The sequence below is a fragment of the Verrucomicrobiia bacterium genome, assembly GCA_019694135.1.
GTDB lineage: Bacteria > Verrucomicrobiota > Verrucomicrobiia > JADLBR01 > JAIBCM01 > JAIBCM01.
Map to the genome: position 1 here is coordinate 342,446 of JAIBCM010000003.1, position 17,516 is coordinate 359,961.

The window sequence follows — 17,516 nt, forward strand, 5'->3', positions numbered from 1 at the left end:
ATGAAATCACTTTTACTTCCGTTCTTGCTTTTAAATTTTATTTTTTCTTTAAGCGCCCAGACATCAATATTTCTTTTACCAGCTTCGCAAGCTAAAGATTTTTTTAATTATGAAGATGAGTTAAAAATTTCTGACGAAATCGGTAATGATTATAAAAAAATGGGAGATTTCTTATGGGGAAGATCCTACGAAGCAAAAGACCGTGCTTTTGCTTATTGCACTGTGCTTTATCAGTATAAATCAATTTTGTCTGTAGAAAATGTTAAGAAATTAGCTTTACTCGAAAAAGAATCTCAAGAGAAATTTTTAAAGAAAGCAGCTGAAAAGGAAGAAAAAATTAAACAAACAAAAGACCCTAATAAGCAGAAAGAATTACTCGCAAATTATGAAAAATGGCGGACTGAACGAATTGAAAATCAGTTATTAAGGTCAATTAAACTTAGTAATGGAGCTACTGGATTTATTCAACCTTTAGGTTTTGGACCGGGAGGAGCAGCTCTTATCGCCAATGTAAGCGATCCCTCAAAGAAGTTCGATTTAGCATTAACGCTTTTCATAAACTCTTTTGATGATACTGACTCTAAGGAAATTCAGCTTTTGCCCGCTACTAAAAAATATCAGGAAAAACTTGCGCTAAAAAATATGCCTGACTTATTAAAAAATGCCCTTGAAAGCATTTACCCTGAAATGGAAAGGCAATATAGAAAGCTATACACTCCTCCCATGACAAATTCTGTGCCAGCACAACCGCAAAAACCCTAACTTTTTCAAAGTGCTAACCGTTGGAAGTTATTAAATTAAAAATTTTACGGGGTGTTTTACGAGGTCTTTTACGAGGTCGACTCTTGATTATTGATGAGATAAAGCAAGCTTGAAACAATTAAAAATTCTAATTGATATTAAAACTTCAAGTAAGTCGGTTCTTCCAACTCTTTTTCATAAATTTCCAGTAAATTCATTCCTTCGCTAGGTTTTAAACGGTCCTCGCGAATGGCCGTGGTAACTTGCTCCTTGAATTCGCTGGCCAACTCGTGCTTATCGTATTGGACATCCTGAAGCACCTGGCCAATTTTTCGGCCTTCGATCGTTTCTTCAATATAAAAACCGGATTCTTCGTCTCCGTCTAAAAAAACGTGCGCTTCATTCACCCTACCAAAAAGGTTATGAATATCACCCATCACATCCTGATAAGCGCCCACCAAAAAAAATCCGATCCAATAAGACTGGTTTTGGAAGCGATGCAAACGCAACGTTTGTTGCCCTTTATTTTTACCGATGAAACGAGACACTTTACCATCCGAATCGCAGGTAATATCCACCAAAGTTCCCCAACGATCCGGTTCTTTCTCTAAATGATGAAGCGGCATGACGGGAAATAATTGTCCTAAAGCCCAGTGATCGACAAGCGATTGAAACACCGAAAAATTGCACCAGTACTGATCGCTCAAAGAAAATTGCAGTTCTCGAATCTCCTCCGGCACCACTCGGGAGTTGCGATAAGCCTCGGTCACTCCTTCCGCAACTGTCCAAAACCTTTCTTCCACTATCGCCTTGGTTTCCAAATCCAATAAACCCAAACTAAACATCGTCTCAGCCTGTTCGCGAATGCGAAGCGCTTCATGCCAAACTTCGCGTCTTGTGCGACGATTTAGTTGTTTCAATAAAACTTCCAAATTTTGTGCCAATTTATCTTTAGCAATTTTTTTGACGTTCTTTAGCCTCCCTTTCTTTTCAGAAACGCCAAACACTTCCACCACCAACACTGAATGTGGCGACACCACTGCGCGGCCACTTTCACTGACCAGATCGGGACAAGGCACTTTCTCCTCCTCACAAATTTCGGCAATTTGTTGAACCACCGTTCGACAATATTCTTCCAGCGTGTAATTCATCGAACTTTCGGAAGTGCTACGCGTGCCATCATAATCAATGCCCAATCCACCACCGACATCGACAAATTTTACTGGAAAATTTAACTGTCGAACTTTCGCGTAATAGCGGGCTGCTTCGCTCACTGCGCGTCGAATGATTTGAATATCGGGCATCTGTGATCCCATGTGAAAATGCAATAGCTGAAACATATCTTCGGCCTGATGCTGTTTTAAAATTTCACAAGCTTCCACCAAATCACGCGCGGTTAAACCGAATTTGGCATCATCTCCAGAAGACGCAGCCCATTTGCCAGCGCCTTTGACTTGCAACTTAATGCGAAATCCCAGCTGCGGTTTAACCCCAAACTTTTCAGAAACTTTCAGCACCAAAGCCAGCTCCTCTAGCTTCTCAATCACAATAATCACTTGCTTGCCCAGTTTTTTCCCAAGCAACGCCAGACGAATAAAACTTTCATCCTTGTAGCCATTGCAAATGATCAAGCTTTCCGGATCACGATGCAAGGCCAGCGCCGCTACCAATTCCGGTTTACTGCCAGCTTCCAAACCATAATGAAACGTTTTTCCCGCCTCCAAAATTTCTTCTACGACTTCACACAGCTGATTCACCTTGATCGGGAACACTCCGCGATAAATACCTGGATATTTTTGCTCCCGCATCACCTGTTGAAACGCCTCATTAATCGCCACCACGCGATCCCGCAACAAATCCTGAAACCGTAACACCATCGGAAAATGCAACCCTCTTTGCTTGGCTGCTTCAATCACCTGAACCATATCCAAAGTCGCCCCTTTAGCGCGCAATGGCGACACGGTCACATTTCCTTTTCCATTGATCGAAAAATAATCGCCACCCCATCGCGGAACTCGATAATGTTCTACCGCTTTTTCAATAGTCCAATCACTCATGAATTCAATGTTGCTCAATTTTCAAAAATTAACAGTTTTTTTATTAAACCGGTTTAGCAAATGATAAAGCGTTTTTTCCCCGCCCATTTTCTGCATTCCTGCACTACCCACTTGCTCCCTATTCTTGAATCTGCTATTTTTTAAATTATGCCTTTTAGCTTTCTCCTAATTCTTTTTGTGGCTCTTTATCGCATTTTTATGCCTTTGCTCAATGGCTGGCCTAATTTCGCTCCTTTAATGGCGCTAAGTTTTTGCGCTGCGATTTATTGGCCTGGTTTCTTAGCCATGATGATCCCTATCGGCGCTTTATTCATTTCTGATCTTTGGCTCAATCATTATTATCACGCCTCACTTTTAGCATGGAGCATGTTGCCCGCTTATTTTTGCTACGTTATGGCTTGGGGGCTAGGTCGCTGGGTAAAATATCATAAATCTTTTGCCACCATTTTTACTGGAAGCTTACTAGGATCCTCTCTCTTTTATCTTATCACCAACTCGATATCCTGGTTTGCAGAACCTCTCTACGCCAAAACCGCAGCAGGTTGGTGGCAAGCCCTAACAATGGGATTACCCACTTATCCGCCAACTTATTTATTTTTCAAAAATTCTTTAATTAGCGATCTTTTATTCACTGGCTTATTTGTTTTAACTATGGAACTTTCCTCCAAAAAAGTTTCCCCTGCTATTGTCGCACGTTAAAAACGAAATTCTGTTTTAACATAATAAGCTCTTCGAGGCGCAGGATAACCGCTAACCTCTTCATATTCCTCGTCCCACAAATTTTCTACGCGAAATCCAACAGAACAATAACGATTAATGGCCCATTGTAATCCGCTGCGAAGAGTCAAATAATCCGGCATATCTTTTTGTTGAAAAGCTAATGCATCAAAATCTTCGCGTTCCCGTTTCCATTCCGCCCCCAAAAACAAAGTCACACAAGAAAGAGGTTTCACTATCAAATCAGAAGTGAAAAGATGACGCGGACGTCGCACCAAACGAATTTGCGCCTCTGTGTCGTTGGCTTCCAAATAGGTATAGCCCATAGATAAGGACAAAAAATTCCAAGGCTGGATAGTAAAAGAATTTTCCACTCCCCAGGTTTCTGCCTCAGAAATATTTTGCGGTAAAATCCCATCGAACTGAATAAGATTCTGAATTTCATTTCTAAAATAAGCCGAAGTAAATCGAATTTTTTTGTGCCAAAAATGTTGTGTGAATCCAATCTCGTAAGAAAAAGATTCTTCCGCTTCCAAATTAGGATTACCAAAACCTGGAAAATAAAGGTCTTGAAAAGTTGGTGGGCTATAAGCCGTGCCTACTTTTGCATAGAGCAAGGTGTCGGTGGGCAATTCATAGGAAAAAGTTTGCTGCCAAGTTATCGGTGTGTCATAAGCCTGATAATTATCATAGCGTAAACTGCTAATCATTTGAAAATTCTTAAATACTTCCCACTGGCTTTGCAGATAAAAACCGTAACTAAAATGGGATTCATCAATAGCCGAAATGTGATTAGCAAAAAGATCGACCTGATTCCATTCTAAATTGGCTCCCAAAGTTAATTTCCAGGAAGAACTGATCTGAAAATCGGATTGATAATCCACGGTTTTGTATTGCAACAGCGTTTGATTATCAACCACCGGCAAAATCATATAATTTTGATCTTCTTGAGTAAAACTCGTAATTACGGTTTGCTTCCATGTCGGGGTCGTTTGCCATGTCAATTTAGGTGCAAGTGTAAAAATTTCCCGTGTTAATTCAGCAGTAGGCGTCGAGAAAGGAATGGAGCCGGGCGATTCATTGTCTGCTTTGTAATAATTAATTAATGTTTCTAACCTGGCTGTGTCTGAAATACGGAATCCAAGTTTGGCTCGAACTGAAAAAAGGTCGATATCGTCATTGACCCGATGATAATCTGCTACCCATTTGCTTGCGCTAAACGAATAGTCGAAAAGACCAAAGGCCCCGCGACTCGCCGCGAGCTCTTGAAAAGTTGAGTAAGATCCTGTTTCGAAAGAAGCCTCACCACTCATCCGCTCTCCCTCACCCGAACTGGTAATAATATTAATCACTCCTCCCACAGCATCTTGTCCATAAAGTGTAGAAATAGGGCCTTTCACTACCTCGATACGCTCGACATTATCCAGCGTTAAATTGGCCAAATCGTAACCGCCTGCCAAACCAGGACTCATACGAACGCCATCAATTAAAATCGTGGTATGATTCGATTCTGTTCCTCGACTAAAAATAGAGCTCAGTTGACCAGGTCCTCCCGTTGTTGCGACAGAAAGTCCCGACACTTGTCGCAAGGCCTGCTCGACTGTTGTTATACCTTTCGCTTGCAGTTCATCAGAATTTAAAACCGTTATATCAGGCGTAATGGTTTTTTCTTTCGTTCGTGTTGCGGTGACCACTACCGGCTCTAATGTCGTGAGAGCCGGTTGCGAACCACACGAAAAAGAAATAAATAAAATGAGCAGACTAAGTCTTCGCACTTGTTTCGTTTTTTGCATCGACGCTCAAAACAATTTTGAAATCTTACTCCAACACACGAAAACGGCGAAACTTGCTCGGAGTTCGTTCACCTTGCTCACCGAAAGCGCGCACTTCCAATTGAATCACAACAATTCCGTCCAGAACCTCAACAAGAGCAGACCAATTTTTGTCTACTAAAACACCTTCTTGCCAGGAACCATGATTAACACGATATTCTATACCCACCATCCTCGTTTTTGATTTCACCGTGCCAATTGCCATAAAATTGCCTGACACTTTTTCATTGCGCAGGGGTCGAAGAATCGTAATTTTTTTTCGTTTCGAATTTTGTGAAGAGGTCGATCCATCTGTCGAAGCGCCCAGTAATTGATTATTCACAGTTATAGCATCGAGTTCAAATTTGTTAGGAGCATTAGCAGGCAAACTCAAACGAACATAACCTATTTTAGTAAGAGGAGCAGCACTTGCATCCAACCAATTCCCTCCCGCCGAACCAGCCAAGACCTGTTTGATTTCTTCATAATCTTTACCAGCAAAATCGCTGACCTTTCCTAAAAACGGACGCCCAAAATCGGCACGACGTGCTCCGGATTCACTGGAATAAGGATTGGCCAAATCCGTAAAAAAATTATGAAACATAGAAATGTTTTTTTCTCCCAAAGAAAAAAAAGTCTGACCATCTTCACTGACTTCAACCGTCACTTTATCATCGCCAAAAAGAGTAATTGGAGAACCCGCTTTCCCTTGAGGATAAGCAGCATCAAAAATACCTACATTGCTAAAAATTCCAATTTCTCGACCTGGTCCAACAATAGCAAAATGCGAAAGTTGAATCGTCATCTGGCCACCCGGACCAATTTGTAAAAGTTGCGAGTCTTCATAAGGAGGATTAAATGGGCTAAGAATAGAAACAAAAGGAGTGCCAACTCCTACCAAAGGATCAGGCAATCCAAGAGCTGCTGAAGTTTGAGTTAAAGTTGATCCTGATCCGGGTTGATAAGAAACCACTTGCTTGCCACTGCCTGTTAACGCAAAGCTTTTGATTGATAAGACGACGACTAATCCAACACTAACTATTCCACGCTTCATTTTTTACTCCTGTTATGAGCAAGAGTAGAAAAATCACCAAAGATTAACGATGGTTTGTTGCCACTCTCACACTTTATTATTTGCGATAAAGTTCTATTTTCAATCCTCTTGAAAATAGCAATGAGTGATTGATTGGACAGATATTCGGACTTTTGAGTTTCTTGAATTTCCTCCCGCCAAAGCGGGTGAAATCATTTTGCCTTTCTTCCCCCTTCGCAAAGCATTTCGGCTTCACTGGGTTTGTTCACCTATTTTTTCAAATTAGGCAATGGAAGATTGTAGCTCAATACCGCAGCGCAACTGTCTCCGAATTTCACGGAGTTCCCCGGCGCAATCAACCTTTCTTTTGTTCACACAAAAGATAATCTCAAAATCAAAGAACTAGGCTGCTAGATAAAAATTTATTTGATTTTAAGCAAGCCTAAAAATTAAGCTGTTACAGCCATAGTTTGGGAACGTTTTTTAGCTGTAGCACGACTACCCACTAAATTCGTTTGAATCGGATAAGCGCCCGCCTTTAGCAAGGCTTCCAAAGCAATATTAATCATATGAGCTTTAACTGCATCAACGTAGCCCAAGTCCAGGGCAATGCCTCCGCGATTATTTTTCACAGAAAAAATGCGCCAAGTTCCTTTCAGGCCCCATCGACTAATTTTACGTTGCCGTTCTCTGGGCACATGAATGATCTGTCCATTCCTTAAAAAGGTCATTGGTTTTTTCGCGCAACTATCTTTAAGCGCTTGTAATCTTAACCAAACTTTATGAAAAGGAACGATGACGGATTGCGAACCTTGCGAACCTACTGCAATTCCAAAATTGTCGCGCACAATCAACGCGCCCTTAAGTGATTTAAGTTTGCTAGGTTCCTTTTCAGGATCTAATCCTAAAAGTTTAATAGCATGTAATACTTCTGTCTTAAAAAGCTTAGAAGATTGAAGATTTCGCTGCCGCAAGGTAACTTGATCTTGTTTATCTCTAGAAACTACGCGCCAAATATTTTGTTCGACTTTTAGCCCATCCATTCGAGTAGGCAAATGTTGCACGACTCGATTTTCCAGTAACCGATGAATAAGCTGTTCTTTCAGATAACTTGGTAATTTTGGAAAAAAAGAATTTTTTTCAGAGTAAGGTTTTTGGCTATCTTGCGAATGATGAACTTGAGCGGCATAGTAAGAAAATAACCCTTGAGAACATGCTTTGATCGCTCGCGTTAAATAGGTAACTCGAGAAATATTATTTTCATCCTTTTCGACCTGGGGACACAAACCGGCAAGATAACTTTCTAAGTTCCACTGTTTTTGCACCGGTTCCAGTACCGTTTGTGAAAGCGTAACAATAGGCGGAGGCGCATGATGAAAAACGCTAGCAATAACGCGGGCACCAATTTGAGTTAAAGAAAAAGATTGTGCTGTTTCGAAAGCAGAAAATTCAGAAACCAAACGAGGTCTTTCACTCATTTCGATGTGTTGCTGATGCCGAAAATCTTCATCTGTCGTTTCCAGATTTTCCACAAAACGTTTAAAGTTTGAAGGCGAGGTAATAGAAAGATGTGGTAAATTGGGCACCGGCTTACCAGCCTCCTCCTCCACAAACTTAGCTCCGGACCGTTTACCTTTCCAATTGTGAATTTCAGTAAAAGTCAGCACTAAAGAGTCCAATGACTCAGAAAAGCTCTTCACATCAGGAGTAATATAATCTTTATCTACCTTTCTCAAAACAAGGTCTATAGGTTGATATTTTTCTCCTGTGTAAGGACATCGCCAACCCAAATCTTCGGCAATACAAGCTTTGCGAATAATTTCGGAAGTGATTGGAACGTTGCAATTTTTAATCTTAGCATCCAATTGCAATTTCTTCATGAGACGTTGCCACTCTTCTGATTCAGAATTTTCGTTCAAGTCTGGCAAGGGTTTAAATCCAGAACTTTTTGTGGGATGATCTACTTTAAAGATAACTTTTTTAATCGCCCCCAAATTGTCATCGGCATAAGTCTGAACAATATCTTTTACCAAACGTTCCAGTAAAAGCATACGATGTTGCACCCAATGACTTTTGGTTTGAAACGATAAAGGCATTTCAAATTGCGCTTGGCGTAACTCCGGTGTTAACGATAAACAACCTCCAGGTCGTTGCGGTTGTTTGCCTTGCATGATTTCATTAGCAACCTCTTTCATAACCCACCGAGCGTACGGAGCACGACCAGTCAATTGCTCAGGATAAAATTTTATTTGCAAAAGATCTTCCAACCCAACCACAGACTCGCGCTTTCGTCGACGATTCTGAGCCAGTTGCAGCTGTTGTTGGAGCTCCTGATCAAATAAATCAACAGCCCCACCTCTTGACTGTAATTGAGCTCGAATTTGTTCTAGCGTAACAGCATGTCCCCGTCGCCATTGTCCTCGAATCCTTTTTTTCAAACATTCAGGCAACAAATTCCAAAAAGGCAACAAACGGTTTGAAGTTTCTAATTTTCGAATCGGATCAACCATCAAAGCCTCGGCCAATTCGGCTTGATGAAATAGCTTATCCAAATTGTCCTCATCTGCATTCGTCGTGACTCGCACCGCTTTTTTAAATTGCGTAATCGTAAAATGTCCGCGTCGCTGAGCTAATTCCGTTATTTTTTGCAACTCGGCTTGATTCAGAAAACGATGAGGCAAATCTTTCGCCTCTTTAATTTGTATGCGCGACAAAAGAGTTGCCCAACGATAGCGATAAAATTCAGGACAATTTTTATGCGGCGTGCGGGATCTCTGAGCCGCAACGATCTTAGCGCGTTCTTCACTGATCGTGTGGCGTTTAGCCTCTAGCAAAAGTCGAGGATAAGTAATGGGACAAATCGTTCGATCTCGATTATCAAATCGAGCCACGAGTTGGCCAAATAAAAGACCGCCTTCGAAACGATTGGGCAAGTGCAAATTTGCCTGAGGCAGTGTCTGCCAAGCTTTTTTATCTTCAATACCCTCCCCAATCAAAGTACGAATGAATTCCTGATTTACCTGAGACAAATGCCCAATATGCGCTTCCAAAATTCTTCGTACTTCTGCTTCCACTACTTTACGGGGAAAGGCCGCGTTATGATTCTTAAAAGTCAAATGAGAAGCTTTTTTATCCTTCAAAGGATCCAATCCTAACTCCGCACAAAAAGTTTCCGCCATGGTGCTTGTTTTATGACGCTTCATAAACTCCCAAGCATTTTTTTCTTTTTGGCTATCTTCAACGTAAACTTTTTTCTCCAAATAACTCCAACGTCGATTTCCGTCATACCCTCGATTATGAGCATACCAACGCAACACATTCCACAACTCTGACCAGGAAAGCAACTCGCCACCTTGCAAGACTCGAGCTGCCAGTAACCACGGCCATGCGCAACCTGGTCGGTTCAACGCCTCTTGCTCTAAAACACCTAGTTCATTTAAAAGTTTTTTTATCCCAACAATCCTTTGGCGCGTGCTACGAATATGACGCCTTTGCCGACGATGATTACGCCTTTCTGCCGCCATGCAACTATTCAAAGAAAAAGTTACAACTCCAGTTCCTAAAAGTTCCAAACTCGGTTGACTCCTAAGCAAACTCCAGCCAATAGAGTTTTTACCCCAGTTAAATGAAAGAATCATAAATTTTTAAAATATTTACTTGTCAATAATTAAAAATATGGCATACAATTTTGAAGAATCAAGACAAAGTTAGATAACGCAAACCGCGTCACTAATCGCCAAGCGATTACACCGGAACAAAAAAGCGTTTTCTATAGCAAAGCGGGTTAAACCCCGCTTTGTTTTTTTAACCCAATCATAGAATGAGCAGAAATATTAACAGAGATATATTTTAACTCGACAACACAATCGCCTGAGCACCCGCATAATGTTGAGTGTGTGACAAACTTACCTTTATCACCTTTCCACCCATCGCCTCCAAGCAAGCTAATGCCGCTCCAGACAACTTAATCCAAGGCGCTCCAGAACTTTCCTTTGTAATCACCAAATCGCGCCATCGCACAGCTCCTATCCCCGAACCCAACGCTTTCACAATCGCCTCCTTCGCGGCAAATCGCGCGGCCAAATGCAGCTCCGGTTGACGCATCTTCAAACAATAACTCAACTCCTCCTCACCGAACACCCTTTGCAAAAAAGCGTCACCGAATTTTTCCCAAATTCGCTGAATTCGCGCCACCTCTACCATATCAAATCCAATTCCCAACACTTTCACAAACGATATTCTTTCATTAAAACAAGCATTTCCTTCACCGCATTCCTTACCCCAACCCAAAGCGCTCGAGAAACAATAGAATGCCCAATATTCAACTCATACAAAAAAGGCATCACAAACAAATCGCACACATTCCGAACGTGCAATCCATGTCCCGCATTCACTTTTAACCCCATCTTATTTGCAAAATGCGCTCCTTCAATCAACCGCTTCAACTCTTCGGCACGACGTCGCTTATTCTGATAAACCACCGCAAACTTGCCTGTGTGCAACTCAATCCAATCTGCTCCTACTTTCTTTGCAAACTCAATTTGTTTTAAATCAGGATCAATAAAAAGACTCACTTTCGCTCCAACATCACGCAAACGCACTATATTTTTCTGAAGAGAAATACGATGCCCAAACACATCAAGCCCCCCTTCAGTCGTCACCTCTTGCCGATTCTCCGGCACCAAACAAACCGCATCCGGTTTCAAAGCCAAAGCAAACTTAACCATCTCTGCCGTGTTCGCCATTTCCAAATTCAAAGGTAAAGCCACCTCCCTCTTCAAACGTCTAATATCCTCTTCCTGCATATGACGACGATCCTCACGCAAATGCGCAGTAATTCCATGTGCTCCAGCCTTCTGAGCCTCCAACGCAAAACCTACGGGATCCGGCTCCGCTATCATACCCGGCACTTTTTCCCGATAACGCGCCTGTCTCACAGTTGCCACATGATCCACATTCACCCCGAGACGTAATTTCATTTTTTTCATATTGCTTTTAAGGAAAAAGTCCCCGCATCTGTTTGGCCTGCATGACTCGTTCAATACCCAAACACAACGCCGCATTACGATGACTAATCTTACGCTCTTTCGCCCGCTTCAAAATCGCGGCCAACGCGGGCTCTAAAACACGATACAACCGATCCAACACTTCTACTTCCGACCAAAAAAAATTCTGTAAATCCTGTACCCATTCAAAATAAGAAACAATGACCCCACCAGCATTACACAAAACATCCGGAATCAAAAAAATATCCTCTCTTTCATCAATGATTCCATCCGCTTCAGGAGTTGTCGGGCCATTCGCTGCCTCAGCTAAAATACGACATTTCAATTGATGCGCATTATTTTCTGTAATCGTTCGCTCTACCGCTGCTGGCACTAAAATATCACACGGTTGGACTAAAAGTTCTTCATTACTCATCCATTGCCCCTCGGAAAAGCCTTCCAAAGATCGATTCGCTAGCACGTGAGCCTCAAGCTTTTCTAAATCTAAACCTTTTTCATGAAATAAAGCGCCAGAAAAATCGCTAATTCCTACAATTTTTATTCCGAACCGCCTCAAAGCATAAGCCGCTACACTACCCACATTCCCAAAACCCTGAATAATTGCCGTTGTTCCCTGCGGCTCCATTTGCAAAATTTCCATCACTCGCCCTATCAAAAATGCTACGCCTCGACCCGTGGCCTCTCGTCGCCCCAAAGAGCCCCCAATACTTACTGGCTTACCCGTCACCACTGCTGGCACCGCATGCCCAGCATGCATCGAATAAGTATCCATCATCCATGCCATCGTCTGCTCGTTCGTGCCCATATCCGGCGCCATGACATCTGTTTGTGGGCCAATAAAAGGCATCATCTCTTGTGTATAACGACGCGTCACCATTTCCAACTCGCGCAATGATAACTCACGCGGATTGCAATTGACACCACCCTTGCCACCGCCATAAGGCAATCCCACCAAAGCACATTTCCAACTCATCCACATTGCTAATGCTGCCACCTCACCCAATTCCACTTGTGGACTAAAACGCAAACCACCTTTGGTCGGCCCCAAAGTTAAATGATGCTGCACCCGGTGTCCCCAAAAAACTTGTACTGAACCATCATCCATCAAAACCGGCATCGAAACGGAAATACATCGCTTAGGCTGTTTAATTCGCTCGCGAAATTGTTCCGGCATTCCCAATACATCCGCTGCCCGATCAAACTGTTGACAGGCCATTCTATAGACCGGATCGTCCAAGAGCTTCATGAAGAAAAAAGAAAAATGGCAAAAACCAATAAAAAAGAAAATAATATTCTTCGCACAAATCAAAGAGTAAGAAAATTTTTTAACAAATCTTTACCGCATCGCGTTAAAATAGACTCGGGATGAAATTGCACTCCATAAATGGGCAACTCTTTATGTTGTAATCCCATAATTTCCACCTCTTCCTCGCCCGTGTTTTGGGCTGTGATATTCAAACAAGATGGAAATGTCTCGCGACGAATAACCAAAGAATGATAGCGCGTGGCTTCAAAAGGATTAGGCAAATTTTTAAAAAGTCCCGTGCCGTCATGCGAAATCCATGACGTTTTTCCATGCATCAACCGTTGTGCTCGCACGATCTCGCCCCCAAACGCTTGACCAATACATTGATGTCCCAAACAAACTCCCAACAAAGGCACCCGTTCTCCAAGTTTTTGAATCAGTTGGCAAGAAACTCCCGCCTCGTTCGGTGTGCAAGGGCCTGGCGAAATTAAAATTTTTTCCGGTGCCAGCTTTTCTACTTCATCCACTGTAATTTCATCATTTCGTTTCACAACAAGATTTGCCCCCAACTCGCCCAAATACTGAACAAGATTGTAAGTAAAACTGTCGTAATTATCGATTACTAAAACCATAGTTTGGTAGCTTATCTTATTTTTTGATGCGCGCTAGCTAAAGCTAATGCTTTCATTCCTGCTTTCGCCTTAGAAACACTCTCTTGATATTCTCCCTCCGGAGTAGAATCGGCCACAAGCCCACCACCCGCTTGCAAATAAGCCTTACCCTGCTTTAACAACAACGTGCGAATCGCAATGCACGAATCCAAGTTTCCCGAAAAACTAAAATAGCCCACAGCCCCAGCATAAGTTGCGCGTTGCGTCGGCTCCAATTCTGCAATGATCTGCATCGCTCGCACTTTGGGCGATCCACTCACCGTTCCCGCAGGAAATGTCGCACGCATGACATCGAACATATTTTTTCCTGAATGCAATTCACCTTCGACATGAGAACTCAAATGCATCACATGCGAATAACGTTCTACAGTCATAAATTCCGAAACTTTCACTGTGTTAAACTCACATACACGCCCCACATCATTCCTCGCCAAATCCACCAACATCACATGCTCCGCTCTTTCTTTCTCATCCGCCAATAATTCGGTCTCCATCGCTTTATCCTCCACAGGATTTTCGCGGCGAGGACGCGTTCCGGCAATGGGCCGAACCGTCACTTTATTCTGTTCGCAACGCACATGAATTTCAGGCGAAGAGCCCACCAAAGCAAAATCAGCAAATTCCAAACAAAACATATAAGGCGACGGATTAATCGAACGCAAAGCCCGATACAAATCAATCGCAGAACCCGTATACGAAAATTCAAAACGTTGCGAAGGCACCACTTGAAAAATATCACCCCGTTCAATGTAGCCTTTCATGGCCTGCGCCATTTTCAAGTAATAGTCACGCGTCATATTCGTCTGAAACGAAATATCATCAAAAGACAAATTAGGAAAAAACAGCGTGGGCGACAAAGGCTGCTTTAAACATTGAACAATCTCTTGCAGCTTTTCACAAACGGTTCGATAAACCAATTCAGATTTATCACCTTCTTCAACGATTGCATTCACTACAATTTTCAAACGACGCGTCACATGATCAAAAATCAAAAGCGTGTCACTCAAAATAAAATAAAAATCCGGCACCAGCAAATCATCTTGTTTTGCCATAGGCACGGTTTTCTCAAAATAACGAATCATTTCGTAAGATAAAAATCCAACCGCGCCTCCAAAAAAGAGTGGTAAATGAAGAGGCGTTTGAGCCAAACGATAACGCGCCATCCATTGCTCCAATTCCCGCAAAGGATCACTCGATGTCTCCCATTCTTGAGTTTTTTTCCCCTTCTCTTTTAAAATCATTTTCCCATTTTTAGACTGCAAAATCGCTCGAGGATTAAAACCCACAAAAGAATAACGCGCAAAACGCTCTCCCTGCTCCACCGATTCCAATAAAAACCGATCCCCCTGACCAGCTAATTTCAGATAAGCTGAAACGGGCGTTTCCAAATCCGCTAAAAGCTCTATAGAAACAGGGACAAGATTCCCTTGCTTAGCCAACTGACAAAAAGCAGTAATATCAGGATAAATCGGTAAATTCATAACAACCCATCTTCAATCGAATAGAAAAAGATAATGATAGAAAATTAATCGAAGGGAAAGAACGATCTTACTTCAAAACAAGAAACACAATTTAAGAATAAAAGGTATGCACTCTTTGTAATAATTCCTGATAAACTTGCAAAAAAAGCATGGAATCCACCTGTTTTTCTATTGTCTCCTTTAGCTGTATCTCGTTATTAATAATCGTCCTAAGCGCACTCAAAACGACTAATTTTTGCAACGGCGATATTTTTTCCCATCGCGCCACTTTCATATAACTGTAACAAGCCAATAAGGAAGAAGTGTAAGGATTTCCCTCTTCAACACATGCCAAAAGTAAACTTTTAATAGCAACTCGCCATTGTTCGATCAATTGAAACTCTGGAGAATGTAAATAAGATTCGGAAGACTCCTCACGTAAGACATTCTTATTAACTTCGGATGCTCCAATTGTTTTCACTAGAATCTCCTCCTAATTCATCATAACGTTTTCATTCCTTTAAAAGCTCTTATCGTTTTTCTTGCTGAAGAAAAGTTCTTTTTCACCTTTTTGTTATTTTTTTAATTAGGCTTTTTTGAATAAGCTTGTAAAAAATTTATTTTCTGCACTGCGGATTAATTTAAAATAATATCCAATATAGTTAATAATGAACAATTTGCATTGATAAATTTTGACTTATTGATAGAAAAGCCAAAAGTTATATTGATTAAAAAAAATTTAAAACTCGTGAAAGTAAGCAAAGGAAATATTGTTCGAACCAGCATCACTCTTGACAAAGAGGTTGCTGAAATTGGAAAACGTAACGCAGAAAAAAGAGGGTTTGGCCACTCTTTTTCTGCCTATGTCAGTTGGCTAGTCATTCGAGATGCTAAAGGTGCAGTTTCAAGAGAAGAAATTACGGATGCGACATCTGCTCAAAACCTTGAAGGAACTCCTCAATCGATCACCCCATCCCATAACTCCCCCTCTTCCACAAGTTCTATTAAATTAGAATCAAATCCAACGTCATATCCCGGCTTCAGCTCCCACGATCCTTTTGCTAATTAAATTTTTAAATTGGCAAATTTCTCTATTCTTCCATCACCTGCTCTTGTCGAGCTTGCTGCTTTTCCTGCTTTAAAATTTTTCTTAACCAGGGAACAGATGACAACAACCATATCAACTGCGCCACAATCACAATCACAATCAACCATATCGCCACTTTCCATAAATGACTTTTTCGACGAGGCGCTGGCTTAACAACTTGATTCATTGGCATTAATAAACCGCTTCCTTCGTCACTTGTCAAATTTCTGATTTAAAAAATTGGCCAAGCTCATTGACTTCTCAGATAAATTCTCGCAAAACCTTGACAGTTTAATATGTCTCAGCCCGACCAACAAAAAATGGAAAAAATCGTCGCCCTTTGCAAACGGCGCGGCTTCATCTTTCAATCCTCAGAAGTTTACGGAGGCCTCAATGGCGCTTGGGATTACGGTCCCCTGGGCGTCGAACTCAAGCGCAACGTCAAAGATTACTGGTGGCGATGTCTGGTTCATTTACGCGACGACATCGTAGGTCTTGATGGAGCAATCTTAATGAATCGCACAGTCTGGCAAGCTAGCGGCCATGAAGAAACTTTTACTGATCCGATGATCGACTGCAAAACATGCAAAGGCCGCTTTCGTGCGGATCAAATCAATGAAACCGCTTGCCCTCAAAAACCCAGCAAAACCGTCGCTCAATGCGAAGGTCAAAAAACCGAAGCTCGCAATTTTAACCTCATGTTCAAAACTTACGCTGGTGCCATTGAATCAGACGAAAATCTCGTTTATCTTCGACCTGAAACCGCACAAGCCATCTTCGTCCAATTTCGCAACGTTCTGGACACGTCACGGAAAAAACTGCCATTTGGCATCGCGCAAATCGGCAAAGCTTTTCGCAACGAAATTAACCCGCGCAACTTCACTTTTCGATCTCGCGAATTCGAACAAATGGAGCTGGAATTTTTTGTCAAAGCCGACACCTCCGAAGGATTAAAATGGACCGATTACTGGCTTGAGGAACGGTTGAAATGGTATGAATCCATCGGGATCCCACGCACAAAAATTCGCATTTACGATGTGCCAACAGAAAAATTAGCGCACTACTCAAAAAAAACTTACGATCTGGAATACGAATTTCCCTTCGGCGTTCAAGAACTCGAAGGCATCGCCTATCGCACCGATTACGATTTAAAACAACACATGGAAAAAAGTGGCAAACCACTCGACTATTTTAATGAAGAAACCAAGGAACGCTTCATTCCTCACGTCGTTGAACCCAGCGCCGGCGTTGATCGCACTGTTCTTGCTCTGCTTTGCGAAGCTTATGATGAAGAAGAAGTCGCCGATGAAAAAGGCAACAAAGAAACGCGCACCGTTTTGCGATTCGTGCCACGCATGGCTCCTATTAAGGTTGGCATTTTCCCTTTACTAAAAAACAAACAACAACTTGTGGAAAAAGCGCAAGAAGTAGCCAACCTGCTCAAACCACACATGACCGTTTTTTATGATGAAGCAGGCGCGATTGGAAGACGCTATCGTCGTCAGGACGAAATTGGCACCCCATTTTGTGTTACGATCGATTTTGAAACCATTGAAAAAACACCAAACACTGTTACTATTCGCGAACGCGATTCGATGAAGCAAATCCGTTTACCAATAAGCGAGTTACTGGCTTATCTCACTGCAAAACTTTAATGATCAGTTTCGTAATTTGATTTATTCTTAAC

General features: G+C 41.9%; 15 protein-coding genes and 1 riboswitch. Of the genes, 4 read left to right on the top strand and 11 right to left on the bottom strand.

Going from position 1 to position 17,516, the window contains the following annotated elements:
• Complete coding sequence (locus K1X66_06225) at positions 1-762, top strand: hypothetical protein (protein ID MBX7157964.1); 762 nt, start codon at positions 1-3, stop codon at positions 760-762.
• Positions 763-899: 137 nt separating this feature from the next.
• Here the strand turns inward: K1X66_06225 and speA are convergent, their stop codons facing one another.
• Entirely contained in the window at positions 900-2,798 is a 1,899-nt protein-coding gene (speA, locus tag K1X66_06230) for a biosynthetic arginine decarboxylase (GenBank protein ID MBX7157965.1), read from the bottom strand.
• Positions 2,799-2,945: 147 nt separating this feature from the next.
• Here speA and K1X66_06235 point away from each other — a divergent pair, with 147 nt between their 5' ends.
• A complete protein-coding gene (locus tag K1X66_06235; GenBank protein MBX7157966.1) occupies positions 2,946-3,497 on the top strand; it encodes a hypothetical protein in 552 nt (183 codons plus the stop codon).
• On the opposite strand, the gene K1X66_06240 is transcribed toward K1X66_06235, so the two are convergent.
• From K1X66_06240 to K1X66_06280, 9 genes are all read right to left on the bottom strand, one after another.
• Positions 3,494-5,290, bottom strand: a complete 1,797-nt coding sequence (locus K1X66_06240; protein ID MBX7157967.1) for a TonB-dependent receptor — start codon at positions 5,288-5,290, stop codon at positions 3,494-3,496. The two genes, K1X66_06235 and K1X66_06240, sit on opposite strands and share 4 nt — an antisense overlap.
• Positions 5,291-5,333: 43 nt before the next feature.
• Positions 5,334-6,380: a hypothetical protein gene (locus K1X66_06245; protein ID MBX7157968.1), complete on the bottom strand. Its 1,047-nt coding sequence runs from the start codon at positions 6,378-6,380 to the stop codon at positions 5,334-5,336.
• Between the two features lie 117 nt (positions 6,381-6,497).
• Positions 6,498-6,765, bottom strand: a riboswitch (cobalamin riboswitch).
• Positions 6,766-6,808: 43 nt separating this feature from the next.
• Positions 6,809-9,997: a hypothetical protein gene (locus tag K1X66_06250; GenBank protein MBX7157969.1), complete on the bottom strand. Its 3,189-nt coding sequence runs from the start codon at positions 9,995-9,997 to the stop codon at positions 6,809-6,811.
• Positions 9,998-10,208: 211 nt separating this feature from the next.
• Positions 10,209-10,589: a holo-ACP synthase gene (gene acpS, locus K1X66_06255; GenBank protein ID MBX7157970.1), complete on the bottom strand. Its 381-nt coding sequence runs from the start codon at positions 10,587-10,589 to the stop codon at positions 10,209-10,211.
• A complete protein-coding gene (locus tag K1X66_06260; GenBank protein ID MBX7157971.1) occupies positions 10,586-11,338 on the bottom strand; it encodes a pyridoxine 5'-phosphate synthase in 753 nt (250 codons plus the stop codon). Before K1X66_06260 ends, acpS begins: the two co-directional genes overlap by 4 nt.
• 16 nt (positions 11,339-11,354) lie before the next feature.
• Positions 11,355-12,611: a Glu/Leu/Phe/Val dehydrogenase gene (locus tag K1X66_06265; GenBank protein MBX7157972.1), complete on the bottom strand. Its 1,257-nt coding sequence runs from the start codon at positions 12,609-12,611 to the stop codon at positions 11,355-11,357.
• A 59-nt stretch (positions 12,612-12,670) separates the two neighbouring features.
• Positions 12,671-13,243, bottom strand: a complete 573-nt coding sequence (locus tag K1X66_06270) for an aminodeoxychorismate/anthranilate synthase component II (protein MBX7157973.1) — start codon at positions 13,241-13,243, stop codon at positions 12,671-12,673.
• Between the two features lie 11 nt (positions 13,244-13,254).
• Complete coding sequence (trpE, locus tag K1X66_06275) at positions 13,255-14,763, bottom strand: anthranilate synthase component I (GenBank protein ID MBX7157974.1); 1,509 nt, start codon at positions 14,761-14,763, stop codon at positions 13,255-13,257.
• A gap of 91 nt (positions 14,764-14,854) precedes the next feature.
• Entirely contained in the window at positions 14,855-15,223 is a 369-nt protein-coding gene (locus tag K1X66_06280) for a hypothetical protein (GenBank protein MBX7157975.1), read from the bottom strand.
• Between the two features lie 201 nt (positions 15,224-15,424).
• Between K1X66_06280 and K1X66_06285 the strand changes: the two genes are divergently transcribed.
• Positions 15,425-15,811, top strand: a complete 387-nt coding sequence (locus tag K1X66_06285; GenBank protein MBX7157976.1) for a hypothetical protein — start codon at positions 15,425-15,427, stop codon at positions 15,809-15,811.
• A 22-nt stretch (positions 15,812-15,833) separates the two neighbouring features.
• Here the strand turns inward: K1X66_06285 and K1X66_06290 are convergent, their stop codons facing one another.
• Positions 15,834-16,016, bottom strand: a complete 183-nt coding sequence (locus K1X66_06290; protein ID MBX7157977.1) for a hypothetical protein — start codon at positions 16,014-16,016, stop codon at positions 15,834-15,836.
• A 109-nt stretch (positions 16,017-16,125) separates the two neighbouring features.
• On the opposite strand from K1X66_06290, the gene K1X66_06295 reads away from it, so the two are divergent.
• Positions 16,126-17,484: a glycine--tRNA ligase gene (locus K1X66_06295; GenBank protein MBX7157978.1), complete on the top strand. Its 1,359-nt coding sequence runs from the start codon at positions 16,126-16,128 to the stop codon at positions 17,482-17,484.
• The last annotated feature ends 32 nt before the right edge of the window (positions 17,485-17,516 follow it).